The sequence below is a fragment of the Clostridiales bacterium genome (assembly GCA_015243575.1).
Classification (GTDB): Bacteria; Bacillota; Clostridia; order Peptostreptococcales; family Anaerovoracaceae; genus Anoxybacterium; species Anoxybacterium hadale.
The window spans coordinates 4,374,633-4,390,208 of sequence record CP042469.1 but is presented as its reverse complement, the minus strand read 5'-3'; the positions used below and the strand labels follow the sequence as shown (position 1 = coordinate 4,390,208).

Genomic DNA, 15,576 nt, shown 5'->3' with positions numbered 1-15,576 from the left:
TCTTGAACGACAGCACTCCAAAGAAATGATTATCTGCTGCATATACTTTGGATTTCCTGGATATCCATGATTTTCATAAAGTCCGCCGGACCCTTTATGATCTGAATTCTTCCGTATGCCACTTCAATTACGACATCACAGATTTGCGCAAGGGCCCGGTCAATCCAAGCCAGCCCTTTTCTGTAAAGCTCGGTCAGTTCATCATAACGTTCTGCATCTGAGTAAATATAGTCCGAGACCAAAACCATGCTGCTGCTTTTCTGAGTCAGCTGCATTAATTCATCAGCAATTCTTACATGTGCCTCAGTATCTATCGTTCCATCTCGCTGAAACATTTCATTTGATAGCAGCGCGGTTACACTGTCCAGCAGAAAGCTGCCGTTAAAATCCGCCTCCATACTGCCGATTTCGGTACTCTTCTCAATGGTTGAAAACCCCCAGCCCTGGCGCTCCTCTCGGTGCCGCAGGATTCTTGCGTGATCTTCGCCATCTACCGGATGCATGGTGGCAATATAATAAAGCGGACGATTTTCTGCCGCCAGCCGCTTTGCCAAACTCTGAGCAAAGTAAGATTTTCCGTTTTTACAACCCCCGCTAATGAATACGTTCACGCTGCCTCCCGATGTTTTCCGGACTTCATCCAAGCGATCCATCCAAGCGATCCGTCCCAGCCATCCGTCCCAACCACAATTGTTCTCAGTTTATCATCAAACAGCTGAAATCGCAAGCAGTCCGGCTGCAACTTTGTGAGAAAAAGGGCTTTTTAGCTCCTCCTCCGACGTTTCTAATCGTTGCAGCCGGACATAATCCGAAAGTTTGGTTTTGCAGCCTTTAATTAAATTGCCAATTCGGTAGGCTGGATCAACTGCATCAGTAGCTCCAGCTCTTCATTGCAAAGATCAAGCTTATTTTTTTCCGCTAAAGCAATCAGGTCTCCCAGCATATAGGTTGATGCAGCATTCCGGATGAACTTCGCAGCTGCCGCATTGTATTCACCCATAATGAAAGCATCCATTTTTCCACCCTCCTGGGCAGATGAAAACCCTTCTGTTTTTAGCCTCTTCAAAAGCCGCTTCACAACGTAAGCATTGATATACTGGGCCTTGCATTCCTCTGAAAGAGAGCCGAAAATACACGGTCTCCCCTCCTTTCGATCCGCTGCACACTCACCGATGCACACGGGCAGGAAAGGACATGGTTCGCAAAGTTCAAGCTCCATAGGATTGTTGAGTCCATATGCATAATAGTTTTTATTGTAAACCAGAGAACCGTCTTCGGAAAGCTTACCGCAGCTCTGTCCGTCCCCTGTGTCCGAAACGCATTTAAACAAAGTACCATGGCCGTCTACAATGATGCCGTTGATTCGATTGATCTGGCAGAAGCAGTCTATCTTTGAGAATATTGCAGGTCCAATTCCCTGTTGAAGGGAATACTTTATTGCTTCGCAGGAGAATTCCTCTCTGGTAAAAGTAACATCATTTTCGATTTCTGCAAAGTCTGCAGGTTTTCCTAATCTGGGAACAACTTTTTCAAGAAGTCCTTTTTCTCTAAGGATAGAAACGATTTCGTATGCATCCTTCAAATCCTCTTTATTCATAATATTAATGCGCAAATCAATTTCATCTATGTACTGAATACTCTTTTCAATATTTTCCAAGATGACATCATAAGTCGGACTCCCGTCTTTATGCCGTTTTCTGCTGTCGTGGTTTTCCCTGCATCCATCAAGTGACATCTTATAGCGGGTGATGCCGATGGCCTGCAGTGCTTTCACTGTGGTTTCTTCAAGAAGGTATCCGTTAGTAGACATCATACCGTCATACTGGATACCGCGTTCATCCGCTAGCCTTTTCAGTAATGTACCCAGCCGTTTCACTGCATCCAGAGCCACCAGTGGTTCGCCGCCATGCCAGGAAATTTCCATTCGCTCGACACCATTAAGATTTAGGCTGATCCATTGATAAATACTATCCTGCACCTGCTCGGACATAACGGTATTGTCTGTAGTGCTGTAGCTGAGTTTCTCATAGCAGCAAGCACAATCCAGATTGCACTGGTAAGTTGGAACGATGACCAACGACAATATTTTTGTGTCAAATTTCGATTTTAGATACTCTACTTTTAACGCAGATAATTCACTGATATTGTCATCAATGATGAACCCCTTTTTCTGAAACGCCTCAGCTTTTGTATCATGTATACCTAAACTCCTATCACAACTTTTGATGAATTCCGCTTCCCGGGAGGTAACGATTCCCGCAGTATCATTCAGCGAATTGTAGACCACCGAATATTCCTTGTTAAATTGATAGGGATACACAAAATTGTACCTTGATGGTTTCATCTTCCTACTCCTCCTTACACATGGGTTGACAAAAGATTACCATTTTTCTCTGACTCTCTTGAGGAAACAAAATCCGTTGGTCACTTAAATCTGTAGACGAAACAATTTTGGGTAAGTTTTTCATGGATCATTTCCTGCATTAATGGATCAGAGAATGATAAATATTTACCAATATCGCGCTAGTATTTATTGAAATTTCAGCGCTTTTCTTGCTTGTAAAAACATTCTATCATTCCCTATGATTTTTTTCCAGATATATTAAGTTCGTCCCAGCAAATAATAAATTTGAGGTAATTTTTTATCATATCGAATCAATTTACCAGAAAAATGAAACAGGAGATGAGATGGAAAACAGAGCAAATGGAACAGATATTATTAGGTCTTTTAGGACCAATCTATTGATATTTTTAATTGGTGCGATTGGATACGGTTTTCTTGAAACAGCATTCCGAGGCTTTACCCATTGGACCATGCTCGTTACGGGAGGAATTGCCTTTGTAGTTCTGTACCATATCAATTCAAAGAACGAAAGTGCACCGCTTTGGAAAAAATGTTTAACTGGAGCCGCCGTGATCACAATGATTGAGCTTGCAGTGGGTTGCGTGGTCAACATCTGGCTTGGCTGGAATGTATGGGACTATTCCGCATATTCCTATAATTTCCTCGGACAAATTTGTCTGGCCTTTACCGTGCTTTGGTTTTTTTTATGCATTCCGCTGACTTACTTAACTCGATATCTTCACATCCGGCGTTTCCGAATTCACCATGGCCGCATCTAAAAGCGGAAATGACTGAATCAATAAAAATGCCGATTGCTTCAAATGAGCAACCGGCATTCACTTTTCTGATTCTTTATGATCTATTTTGTAGTTTCACATATGGTTTCTTTAAAGCCACACTCTTGTAAGACGGTCTGATTATTTTTCCTGCATTGATGAGTTCTTCAATACGGTGTGCGCTCCATCCAGAAATCCTTGCGATTGCAAAAATCGGGGTGTAAAGCTCCAACGGCAGATCGAGCATGCTGTAAACAAACCCGCTGTAAAAGTCGATATTGGCGCTGACGCCCTTATAGATCTTTCGCTCTTCAGCAATGATCTGTGCAGCAAGACGCTCTACCAAAGAATAAAGCCGAAACTCTTCCGTTCTCCCTTTTTCCTCAGATAAACTCTTAACAAACTTTTTGAAAATATTTGCTCTGGGATCAGATAAGGAATAAACTGCATGTCCCATTCCATAGATCAGTCCTGCCTTATCAAAGGCGTTTTTATGAAGAAGATCTCTTAAATATCCTGAAATTTGATCTTCGTCAGTCCAGTCGGCTACGTTGCGCTTCAGATCTTCAAACATTTGTACAACCTTAATGTTAGCGCCGCCGTGCTTAGGCCCCTTCAAGGATCCAAGAGAAGCTGCAACCGTTGAATAGGTATCCGTACCGGAAGAAGAAACAACGTGGGTCGTAAAGGTTGAATTGTTCCCTCCGCCGTGCTCCGCATGAAGTACTAGTGCTACATCCAAAATTCTGGCTTCCAATTCCGTATATTTCGAATCAGGCCTCAGCATATATAAGATGTTTTCTGCTGTAGAAAGCTCCGGTTTCGGTGTATGAATCACCAAACTGTCTCCTTCGAAGTAATGGCGATAGGTCTGATATCCATAAACCGCAAACAGTGGAAAAACAGCAGTCAGCAGAAGAGACTGCCTCAGCACATTGGGTATGGTCACATCATTTGCTTTTGTATCGTAGGCATGGAGCGTAAGAACACTCCGTGCAAGCGTGTTCATCATGTCCGGTGTAGGTGCCTTCATGATGATATCTCTTACAAAGCTTGTCGGCAACGTTCTGTATTGCGCCAGAAGAGAAGCGAAATCACCAAGCTGCTGCTTTGTGGGCAATTTCCCGAAGATTAAAAGGTAGGTTGTTTCTTCAAAGCCAAAACGCTTCTCAGTGACAAAGCCATCAACCAAAGCTTCAATATCAAAACCGCGGTAAAACAGTTTTCCTTCACAGGGGATTTTTTCCCCATCAGCATCATCAAAAGCCTGGATTTCCGATATCTCAGTAAGTCCTGTCAGAACTCCGTTGCCGTTTAAATCCCGCAGTCCTCTGTTGACCTTATATTTTTTATAAAGTTCCAAATCTATCGAGCTGTTTTCCAGGCATAATTCTGTCAGTTCAAGTATTCTTGGCGTAATTTCCGAATACTTGCTGTCCATAGCATTGAACATACTCCCCGTCATTTGTAATCCCCCTTTCAATCATCCAAATAACCGCTCTCTGCGGCCCCTGATTTTTTGTTATTCTTTATATTATATCACATTTGGGCGAAATCAACAACGGGCGAATTCCGACGACGGGGGAATCCCGACGACATAGGGAGCCTGTGCCTTACAGATACTCCGTCAGTTTTTTTCGGTCAAGAATCACGATCCCCTTTCGTGAGACACTGAGAATTTCTTCGTTGGAGAAATACTTCAGCATTCTGGAAATCACTTCCCGAGCACTTCCCATGTGGCTTGCGATTTGTTCGTGGGTCAGCGTTATGGTGTCTCCGCCCTCTAGTCCCGCCTGATCCAGCAGGAACATGGCAAGTCGTTTATCCAGTTTCATAAATAAGATCTGTTCCATGACCCACATTGCCTCGGAAAAACGCATGGAGATTAATTCTGTCATAAAACTCCCCACTGCGGAATTCTCCTTCGCAATCCGGTCGTATACCGCCGCATTCAGGATAAACAACTCCGTGGGACCTTCTGTGTCCACATAGATATCAAAAGAGATGTTCCTCATGATACAGGATGCGGAAAGAACACAGACATCATTCTCCAAAAGTCTGAAAAGCGTAACTTCCTTCCCTTCCTCGGACATTAAGTATGCCCTCAGCCTTCCACTTTTCACTGCAATTACTCCAGTGCAATCCTGCTGTCCGCCATGAATATTCTTCCCCCCAGGATACTGATTCAATACCGTGTGGTCAAGTACCTCGTTCTGTTCTGATTCGCTCAATTTTTTCCAGAAAGGAAGAATTTCTGAAAACTGCGCTAGTTCCGGCTGCCGCATGCTAATCCACCTCCTTTCATAATTCTACAGCGATACGAAAGATTTATCCAGTCATGTTTCCATTCCTTTTCAATTTATTAGGAAACTCCGTATTTATTCTAGTGTTCTGATAAAGTTTTCAATTTATGAAAAATTTATTCAGCTGCAACATCGGCAAAGGATACAATTTGATCAGTAGGTTTGTGACATTATCACTGAGGCTTTTGTGAATTTCATGCTAATATGGGTATATTGTTATTGAAATAACAATGCGGCAGCAGTACAAAGGAATCTGCTGCAGGCGAAAATGCAAAGAAATAAAAACAAGGTTTCATATAGTTTGATTGGGAGGATTCATATGAGTAAAAAGGTACTGATCATCGGAGGCGTAGCCGGAGGGGCTACCGCTGCCGCCAGACTCAGAAGATTGGATGAGTCGCTGCAAATCATCGTTTTCGAGCGGGGAGAATATATCTCTTACGCCAATTGTGGTCTGCCGTATCATGTTGGTGACGTGATCAAAGACCGGGAAGCGCTGCTTCTTCAAACACCGGAAGGAATGAAGGCCAAGTACAACATCGAGGTTCGCGTTTCCAACGAGGTCATATCCATCGACCGGGAAAACAAAAAAATACAGGTAAAAAAGGTTCGAACAGGTGAGACATACGAAGAACTCTATGACATTCTTCTAATCGCCACCGGTTCCTCTCCTCTGAAACCACCCATTCCAGGAATTGACGGTCCCGGCATCTTCTCGCTTTGGACTGTGCCGGATACAGACCGTATTAAGAATTATATCACTCAGAAAAAGCCGAAGCGGGCAGCAGTCATCGGCGGCGGATTTATCGGTCTGGAAATGGCGGAAAACCTCCATGCCGCAGGCTGTGACGTGACGGTAGTTGAGATGATGGATCAGGTTATGGCGCCCCTGGACTTTGAAATGGCACAGCTGCTTCACGAGAATATGAAGCTGAATAAGGTCAGATTGGAGCTGGGGAACGGAGTCAAGCAATTCGATCAGGCAGACGGTGTAACCACAATCACTCTTCAAAACGGAGCTGCCGTGGAAGCAGATATCGTGATCCTATCCATTGGGATCAAGCCCAACAGCGGCCTTGCAAAAGACGCCGGTCTTGCAGTGAATGCAAGAGGAGGTGTTATCGTCGACGAATATCTCAGAACCTCTGATCCTAGCATCTACGCTGTTGGAGATGTAATTGAAGTCGAAGAATTCATCTTCAAAGAAAAAACCATGATCCCGCTGGCCGGTCCTGCCAATAAGCAGGGAAGGATCTGCGCAGACAATATTGCAATCGATGCGGGCGTTCGAAAAGGGGAACTCCAAAAATACAATGGAACTCAAGGAACATCCATTGCAAAGGTCTTCGATCTTTCCGCAGGAGCCACAGGAGTCAATGAAAAGACTCTTAAGCGCAAAGGCATGGTGGAAAATCAAGATTATTTCACCGTTCTTATTAACCAAAAGTCTCATGCTGGATATTATCCGGGAGCAACGCCCCTGACTTTAAAAATGCTCTTTGGAAGGGACGGAAAAATCTTTGGAGCGCAAGTCATCGGTCAAGAGGGCGTGGATAAACGCGTTGATGTGATTGCCACCGCCATCAGGCTGGGTGCAACGATTCATGATCTGAAGGAGCTCGAGCTTGCTTATGCGCCTCCCTATTCTTCCGCAAAAGATCCGGTGAATATGTTAGGTTTTGTTGCAGAGAACCTGCTGAACGGAACCGCAGCCTTTACCGGATGGAATGAGATTGATCAACTCGAAGAGTCAGGGAAAGAGGACTACGTCGTACTTGACGTAACAGAAGAAATGGAACGAATGGCATTCCAGATTCCGGGTTCCTGCCACATCCCTCTGGGTCAGCTGAGAACGCGGATGAACGAGTTAGACCAGAGCAAGCTGGTAATCCCTTACTGTGCTATCGGAGTTAGATCTTACAACGCAGCCAGAACCCTCATGCAAAATGGTTATGAAAAAGTTAAAGTTTTCCCCGGTGGCACCAGTTTTTATAAATCTGTATACCATGACCGATATCAGCCAGTGACATCACAGACTCAAGGAAGTATGGCTGGATCGTCTCCGCTTCAAGGCGGCGCAGATGCACCGAAGCATACGGCTATTGACCCTGATAAAATCGTAGCAAAACAGACCATCGACTGCAGCGGACTCCAGTGCCCGGGGCCCATCATGAGAGTCTTTCATACGATCAAAGAGATGAATGACGGAGAAATTTTGCAGGTATCCGCTACTGATATGGGATTTGCAAGAGATATTGAAGCCTGGTGCCGGAGAATGGGCAACACGCTGCTGAAGGCAGAGCGGTCAGGAAAAGAAAGTATCGTCTACATCCAAAAGGGGCTGGGCGCTGCCCATGTTTCAGAAGGAGAAACCGGCGCACCGATTGTTCCCGGCAAAGCTACAGGGTCAGGAAGCGGGAATCCACTTTCCGGCGGACATCACTCTGTCGGAGCATCCGCTCTTCCTCAGGGAAAAACCCTGATCGTATTCAGCGGAGACCTCGACAAGGTATTGGCCTCATTTATTATCGCAAACGGTGCTGCAGCAATGGGCCGCCCTGTAACGATGTTCTTCACCTTCTGGGGCCTTAATGCCTTGAGAAAGCAAGATAAGCAGAGTATCAAAAAGCCCTTTATTGATAAGATGTTCGGGGCCATGATGCCCCGGGGAACGAAAAAACTCAAGCTTTCCAAGATGAACATGGGCGGTATGGGAACCGCTATGATGAAGAAAGTTATGAACGATAAAAACATTGATTCTCTGGAGGGTCTGATGAAGCAAGCCATGTTCAATGGTGTCAAACTGGTGGCCTGCACCATGTCGATGGATGTCATGGGGATCACCAAAGAAGAACTCATCGACGGAATCGAATATGCGGGCGTTGCCGCCTATCTTGGAGATGCAGAGGAATCCAACGTCAATCTCTTCGTGTAACAAGCTTGAAACCGTGAAAGATACTATCGTTCCAATTTAAAGCGTGCCTATACACCCAATTAATAGGTTAAGATACAAAAATAAAAAAGCATACCTTGCTCGCACAAAGCGGGCACCGTATGCTTCTTTATATTGAAGATTCCCATTTGTTCTGTATTATTTTTAGATTTCAAATAATTTCAGAATTAATCCCAACACCTATCGGAATGAGCCGGCTTACTGTCAGCGGAGTTATGGATGAACGATTTGATAAAGTCTCTGATCCCAAGAGGATTCTGAATTCTGACGATGGAATAGGCCATAGCCGGGGTAAATACCGGTGGATAGAAGACGTAATAGCTTGGCTCCCAGCAGGATGGATTATATTTCTGTTTTGCCTGATACAGGGCTTTGAAGCCATAGACATTGTTCATCTTCTCATAGATTAACCGAAGAAGCTTAGCCGTCATATCCGTCTCCTCTTCCAGGCGGGCAAGGGGTGCGGCTGCCAGACTGGCCCACTTTATCCCCTCTGTTTGAAAGGTCATCATGGCTTCATAATTGATTTTTTCAAGCACACCTCTAACTGTTCCTGCCCGGTATCTTGTTACATCAGCTACATAGCCTGCCCCCCCTGCAAAGGGCAGGAAGACTACAAATGCCTGAATTCTGCCGGTCGGATCTTCCGCATAAAAATACCTGCGGTCCATCGGATGATCCAGCCCGATGCTCCCCATAGTAAATACCAATTCGCCGCTCTTCTTCATTGAGAACCACTCTTTGGAAATTTCCATCATTTCTTTTTCCAAAGCCGAATTCTTCTTTTGGCGGGGATCATATTCCTTTACCATAATTCCTTCCTTCGTAGCGTGATTGATATTCAGCCGTACCTTTGAGGCTGCACTGCCCGCAATGGTGTACTCAGGCAAGAAGAATCTGGGCTCCTCTCCGCACTTAACATATCCCAGACCCATTGTATCGTACTGGTCCAGAAACATGCCGGTTGTGTTCAGTAGAAGCAGACTGTACGCATTCCGCTCACAATGGTTTATTATTTCCGACAGAAAGGTTCTGAAATCGCCGGGGTCACAGACCGGATCCCCCAGAACCACAAAAATATCGCCCACAATGCCATACGCAGCAACCCCTTGAACGGCCCTGCCAAAGAGATAGCTTTTATCTTTTTCAAGTGCTAGATAGGAACTGCAGTTCTGCCCATACAGGTTTACCAGCATCCTTGCACGCTCCATCTCCCCCTGGGCCTGGGCTTTGATGCTCACATAAGGCGTCAGAACAGCGATCAGGCCTGAAATAATACAGATCCAGCTAAACCAGAATAGAAAGCTGTAATAAGCCGTGTGGGGAGTATATACGGAAGGAGCAAGATTGTTCAAATCAAAGAGAATTCCCAGGGTTACCTCCATACACTGAAGAAAGGATAAAGCCCCTTTTTCTCTGAACAGCGCAAGTGCTGCATTAAAAAAGATGAAGACAGTAAAGAGCAGATAGATCAAAACGCCTCGTTTCAGCGAATACCGATCCGTTTTCCGTACGTAATAATTTCGTGAAAGCAGCAGTATAAAATAACAGAATACTTCTGCGAGAAACAGTGGATTCCAAAGGTCTGACCGATGGATCATCAAATACTGAAAGATCCTAAGAGAGAGAAGGATCATGACAATGCTCCATGCAACACTCACCCTTTTATAGAGCTTCCAGGAAACCAGCAGAATCAGAAATCCCGACAGCCTCATGACGGTATGATGCATCTCGAAATAGCGGATCAAGCTCATATTTTCGCCGTAGCGAAACAAAAAGACCGGAAAGACGATACCTGCAATGGATAAAACGAGAAGTAGGACAACGCCAGCCTTGTTCAATCCGATGATTAATTTGGAAAATCGTTGATTCATAAATATTTCTCCATTCGGGTTTGATTATACTGCAGCCTCTTCCTGGAAACAAGCTAATAAAATGAATGCATCCCTGCACAACCGAAATGCAGAAGGCACCGCTTACCTCAGAAGAAAACCCGCAGGCATTCGTAACGTACCTGCGGGTTTTTTCGTTTGGCACATGCTCCGTTCCACAGTGCCACCCATCGTTCATTATTCTTAGTGATTCAGGAGATTGTATAGCATCTGTGCAAGCTGCGCCCGCGTGACATCCCCCTTCGCTGCAATTCTACCGTTGCTGCCACTAATTATGCCTTGTTCCACAAACAGATTCACCGCATCCTTAGCCCAGTCAGAAAGCTCTGTGCTGTCTGAAAAGTCAGCCAGTGATTTTCCAGAGTCTGTCAGTGTTTTTTCAAAGTCTCTCTCTGACAGTTTGCCGATGTTCTTTAAGACTTGATAGGTCAGTGTAAACAGTTCCTGTCTGGAAATCTTTCGTTCCGGTGCGAACAGATTATTTCCCACGCCATCAGAGAGCCCCAGCCGTTTTGCCGCGGCAAGATATCCGGTGTAGTACGTATCCCCCGCATCGGAAAAACTAGCGGTACGGCTGTTATCTGGCGAGATGCCATAGGTTTTCATCAGCATCACCATGAACTGCCCTCTCGTAAGCTTTTCATCAGGACCGTATTTACCCTCTGCCACTCCAGTGGTAATCTCCCGCGATGCGATAAATGAAACCGCATCCTGATACCATGCACCAGAAGAGACATCTTTGAAGACCACCGGATGATATCCCACTGCATACAGATTAAAATAGCCGGCCTGGAACGTAATCGTTCCTGCTTCTGAATCATATCTGCACTGCGGTACCGCCTCTGGTACCCCAGCCGAATTGATGAAGTAGATCACAATGGAATTCAAGTCCTCTCCCGCTTGCGGTGTGTATGGAATGGACACCGTTACAGTTCCATTGAAGTGTGATACTGCTCTGTCTCCGTCTGTAACACTGAACTGATAAACCGGCCTGCTTCCCAACAGTTGAAGTGTTTCGCCTGAGAGCTGGGATGGATCTGCTTTGGCCGCAGTTATCTTGACTTGCCCAGCTGATTCTCCAGCGATTTCAAAAAGAGCCTCGGAATCAAAGGACACAGACGCAATGGAGGTGGAAACCGTTAACGTACGAAGGCCCTCTTCCACAGCCTGCCTGATTGCTGCTGCCGGAATCCCCGTGGTTACAGAAGAACTGCTTTGCGGCGCCTCAATATGGATGGTTATGCCTGCGGCAATCCCACCGCCCCTTTGTTCCGCCTCTTTTACTGCAGCAATCGTAGCTTTGTTCATATAATCCGTGGAAATAGATGCGCTGGATTTTCCTGATGCATCAGCAGAAGCAGCCAAGGTTGTCACGGCACTGGAATCGGTCTGCGTGTTTACAATCCGAATTTCAGGCTCCTGGCTTGTTTTTGTTTTTCCCTTGCCGGAAGAACCATGTTCAGGCTCTTGCGGATCGTCTGGTTTTGGTGCCGCAATGAAGGTATATGTTTTTTCCATGATTCCGCTGTCCGTCATTCCAGCTTTTACGGCAATCGCTTTCACGGCAATCTGATCACCAGGATTACCCGTGAGTTTTACAGCGCCGCTGTAGAGATTACCTCCCTGCGTCGGTGTACTCCCGTCTGTAGTATAGTAGATTTCCGCACCGTCAGTTGATGTGGACAGTATGATTGCCGCCCCGGAGAGAATATTCCCCTCAGAAGGCTCAGCATAAGGTGACGCAACGGTTCCGGTTGCGATAATGTTTCCGTAAGCTTGGGTATCCGAATTGATCAGATAATAGTTCCCCGCATCACTGCCCTCAAGCACCAGACCCGTTACCGCAATCAGCTTTCGGCTTCCGAGTGCTGCGTCTTCAAAGGCTGCCACTGCCGATGAAAAGTCAACGGATACATCATCTCCCGCAGCTTTCCAGCTCAGTGCAGCTCCCAATATGGATGCTTGTGTTGTTCCGTCGTAGACCTTATCCTCGATATCGACAGTGGATACGCTCACCTCTCGTTGTCTTATATCAGCGGTCAGCTCCGGTATCTGAAGGGAATAGTATACTGCATCAGTCCCTTTCAGTTCATAGCCCTTTCCTTCTACCACTTTGTTCGTTCCTGCATTTTTATCTGTGAACTGGCCGTATGCACCGCTGCTTTCAAGGGCAACATCATCTCCCGGCGTGATTACGCCCGAAAGCATTCCGCCGGAAATGGCAGCAGCCCTTGTCCCGTCATAATCCTTGTCGGCTGCGCTGACACCAGTGATGCTTAAGATCTGTGACCCTTGAATTTGGTAGGTAAACCGGGCTATGGGGCTGTCGGCATAACCGGTACTGGCCCCGAACGCACTTAAAACAATCGTTTCGCCGAGGTTTCCGGTAATGGTGACCGTTCCTCCGCTGGGTATGGCCTTATCGTCCCGATCCGGATCTGTTGCAGAATCACCCATTGTATAGTAGATCACTGCATCCAAACCTCCCGCAGCGGTCAGCGTGATCTGCGCTCCGTTTTTAATAAATGCTCCACTGGCGATGGAGGCTTCTGGAGCACTTATGGTTCCAAGGGGCAGAATGTTGCCCACCGTACGGAACCCATCGCTGGGCAGCTTGTAATTGTTTTTATCAGAGCCTCCCAGGTTCAGTCCGCTTACCGTCACCGGCTTCGTGTCCCCTGCTTTTTCATCATCAAATGAGGCAGAGGCTTGGCTGTAATCAAGAAAGACCTCGTCCGCTCCAACGATTCCGCTAAGATCAGCGTCACTGATGGCCGCCGAGTCATTTCCATCATAGATCTTATCGGAGATGGTTACACCGGATACCGTCACGGTTTTGGGCAGGATATCTGCGGTTGCAGCAGCGGAGGAAGCGATGCTGTAGTTTTGCGCCTTGCTGCCCTTTAGGAGAATATTGCTTACCGCTACATTCTTCTGTTCTCCGGCTGCCGCACCTGCTTCGAAGACAGCAGTGACTTGATCCAAATCCACCGAGACATCATCACTCCCGATAACTCCCGAAGCAATGGTAAGCGCTGCCACCTTGGCGGAGTCTGTCCCATCATATTCCTTGTTTGATGCCGTAACGCTTCCAAGCAAAAGACTCTTCTTTGTTATATTCGCTGCTTTTGAAATCGATAACTTCGTATCCAGCGTATAGTACTCCCGATCAGTTCCGCTCACAGAGAGCCCGCCCATCAACACCGTTTTGCCTTCTCCGGCAAAGGAATCTTCAAAGAGGAACGTAGGAGAACCCGAAATGCTAACGACATCCGAACCAAGTACGCCGCTGAAGTTTCCTAAATACGTGCCGGTTGCAATGTCATTCCCGTCATATACTTTATCCGCTATGCTGACTCCGATTACGCTCAGCTCTGTTGTAGGCTGTACGGTAAAGCTGGAGGTCACTGTTTCACTCAGCGTTTTTCCGTCTGCCAGTGATGCCGCTTTGATGGTTAGTACATCTCCGAAGGTAAGAGAAGGCAATGGAATGGGTTCATTACCGCTGACATAGGAGTTAGTCGCTTCTGTAGGTGCCTCTGGCTCACCGTTTACCGCCGTTGTATAATACGTCTTCGCCCCTGTTTCTGAGGAAAACGTAACTGCAGCGTCTTTTTTGATATAGCCGGCATTAGTGATTGCCGATATCGTCGGCTGGTTGGTCTGGGGCGTTTCAGCAAATACTGCAACACCGTAAGCATTGACAGATGAGACCAGCTCGGTCAAACCGGCTTCACCGGTAAGGTTGGCTCTAAATATCTTAGCTACCGTTGAATGCCAGTCCGAAAAGTAGACACTGCCGCTCTTCTGGTCAATGGCCAGCGCTCTTGGAGAGCCCGTTGCCGAGGTATAGATCGTTTCCTTTCCCTGCCCGTCTTTCAGATTGACTCTCGCTACATAAAAATTCGGTTCATATGCCTCCGCATAATACAGCTTGCCGTTTACTCCGTCCACGGCCAGCCCCGAAGCATGAACCCCGTCCAGGAAGATTTCCATATCAGAACCGTCAAGCCCCGTCCGCATAATCTTTCCAAGATTATAATCTGCGATGTAAAGATATCCCGCCCCGCCGTTTCCGTCCGGATCCACGGCAACAGCTCTGGGTGCTCCAATGGAAGAATAGATGACGGTTCCATCCGATCCGCTCCTGCCCGCTTTATATACGGTGCCCTTATCGGGCTCTGCATAGTATAAATCCCCGTTTTTCTGATTCACCGCAAGGCCCTGAGCATGGACTCCCTCTATGAATGTAGTAACATCGCTCCCGTCCAGCTTCGCCTGCAAGATTTTTGCCACTGTGCCATGGGGATCAGAGAAATAGATCCTCCGTTCAGACTCATCCACCGCAACAGCGTACGGACTTCCGGTAGGCGAAGTATAGATGACACTTGATGCGGAAAGATCGGATACCTCCGCCATTTTCAACTGATACGGAGCATAGGACTGTGTATAATAGATGTATTCTGCCCCATAGGCTTTTCCTGTCATCAGAATGAGGACTATCAGAATTCCGAAGGCCCATCCTGTCAGGTTCGCCAAAGGACGAACAAAAGATTTCATAATATACTCCTCTTTGATACCGCCTTTATCGGCTTGATCGCTACTTTGCAAAACATAAAATTATTGCCTTGACGGGAATATCCCTTGCACGCATATGATATAGTTGATGGCCAGATAGGGATCTCTGATGTCCTGCTGCTGGGAACCTCCGTAATTGCCGATAGAAGCAAGACCTATGGTAGTATCGGGAGCAGCTGCTGTGTAAAGGTTCACTTCCTGCCTGTCGGGGGTGACAGCCTTTCCAAGATAAGTTCCACTACCCGGTGTATTGGTGGTTCCTGCTGCTGTGCTGGCATTGAGCGTATGGGTATGGACAGGCATTTGACTTGTAAGTTCAGTGGCAGTTTCCTTCCCGCCTGTCTGCCCCAGCACATACGTACTCAGTCCAGGGCCCATACCTGCTCCAATGGGAGAACGGCCCCGCAGATCCGGCAGTGCAAAGGTTGTCATCCCATCCCCCCCATAGGTAGTTCCCAAAAGCGAAAACAGAGCCGTATTCTGACTGATTGAAAGAATCTGACCTTGACAGAACTCCCAACCCTTCGGCGCAAAATTTCCTGCAAACATGCTGATTTCTCCGATATAAGCCTCTGATCCGGCATACACAGCTGCGTTCCCGGCAATTCCAAAGGAGAATATCATCATCATAATCATTGTGAGAATTACTTTTCTTGAAATCCATTTTCTTAACTTGATCATCTTATTTTTCCTCTCTTTTCCTTTTATTTTTCTTCGAAGCGTTTCATCA

Annotated in this window: 9 protein-coding genes; 2 read left to right on the top strand and 7 right to left on the bottom strand. The window is 46.5% G+C overall.

Annotated features, from left to right (window positions below):
- Positions 1–29 precede the first annotated feature (29 nt).
- Both FRZ06_19240 and FRZ06_19235 read right to left on the bottom strand, forming a co-directional pair.
- Entirely contained in the window at positions 30–653 is a 624-nt protein-coding gene (locus FRZ06_19240; protein ID QOX65336.1) for an adenosylcobinamide kinase/adenosylcobinamide-phosphate guanylyltransferase, read from the bottom strand.
- 182 nt (positions 654–835) lie between these two features.
- Positions 836–2,344 (bottom strand): radical SAM protein, encoded by a 1,509-nt coding sequence (locus FRZ06_19235; protein QOX65335.1) that lies wholly within the window; start codon positions 2,342–2,344, stop codon positions 836–838.
- A 344-nt stretch (positions 2,345–2,688) separates the two neighbouring features.
- Here FRZ06_19235 and FRZ06_19230 point away from each other — a divergent pair, with 344 nt between their 5' ends.
- Positions 2,689–3,123: a hypothetical protein gene (locus FRZ06_19230; protein ID QOX65334.1), complete on the top strand. Its 435-nt coding sequence runs from the start codon at positions 2,689–2,691 to the stop codon at positions 3,121–3,123.
- A 73-nt stretch (positions 3,124–3,196) separates the two neighbouring features.
- On the opposite strand, the gene FRZ06_19225 is transcribed toward FRZ06_19230, so the two are convergent.
- Complete coding sequence (locus FRZ06_19225) at positions 3,197–4,561, bottom strand: citrate/2-methylcitrate synthase (protein ID QOX66016.1); 1,365 nt, start codon at positions 4,559–4,561, stop codon at positions 3,197–3,199.
- A gap of 172 nt (positions 4,562–4,733) precedes the next feature.
- The gene (locus FRZ06_19220) at positions 4,734–5,405 is read right to left on the bottom strand and encodes a Crp/Fnr family transcriptional regulator (GenBank protein QOX65333.1); all 672 of its coding nucleotides are present in this window, start codon (positions 5,403–5,405) and stop codon (positions 4,734–4,736) included.
- 337 nt (positions 5,406–5,742) lie between these two features.
- Here FRZ06_19220 and FRZ06_19215 point away from each other — a divergent pair, with 337 nt between their 5' ends.
- Positions 5,743–8,358: a pyridine nucleotide-disulfide oxidoreductase gene (locus tag FRZ06_19215; protein ID QOX65332.1), complete on the top strand. Its 2,616-nt coding sequence runs from the start codon at positions 5,743–5,745 to the stop codon at positions 8,356–8,358.
- Positions 8,359–8,543: 185 nt separating this feature from the next.
- Here FRZ06_19215 and FRZ06_19210 read toward each other — a convergent pair whose 3' ends face one another.
- The 3 genes from FRZ06_19210 to FRZ06_19200 form a co-directional block, all read right to left on the bottom strand.
- Entirely contained in the window at positions 8,544–10,250 is a 1,707-nt protein-coding gene (locus FRZ06_19210; protein ID QOX65331.1) for a DUF2156 domain-containing protein, read from the bottom strand.
- Between the two features lie 201 nt (positions 10,251–10,451).
- Positions 10,452–14,828 carry a hypothetical protein gene (locus FRZ06_19205; GenBank protein ID QOX65330.1) on the bottom strand — a complete coding sequence of 1,459 codons (4,377 nt, stop codon included), beginning with the start codon at positions 14,826–14,828 and terminating at the stop codon, positions 10,452–10,454.
- Positions 14,829–14,888: 60 nt separating this feature from the next.
- A complete protein-coding gene (locus FRZ06_19200; protein ID QOX65329.1) occupies positions 14,889–15,527 on the bottom strand; it encodes a phage tail protein in 639 nt (212 codons plus the stop codon).
- Between the last annotated feature and the right edge of the window lie 49 nt (positions 15,528–15,576).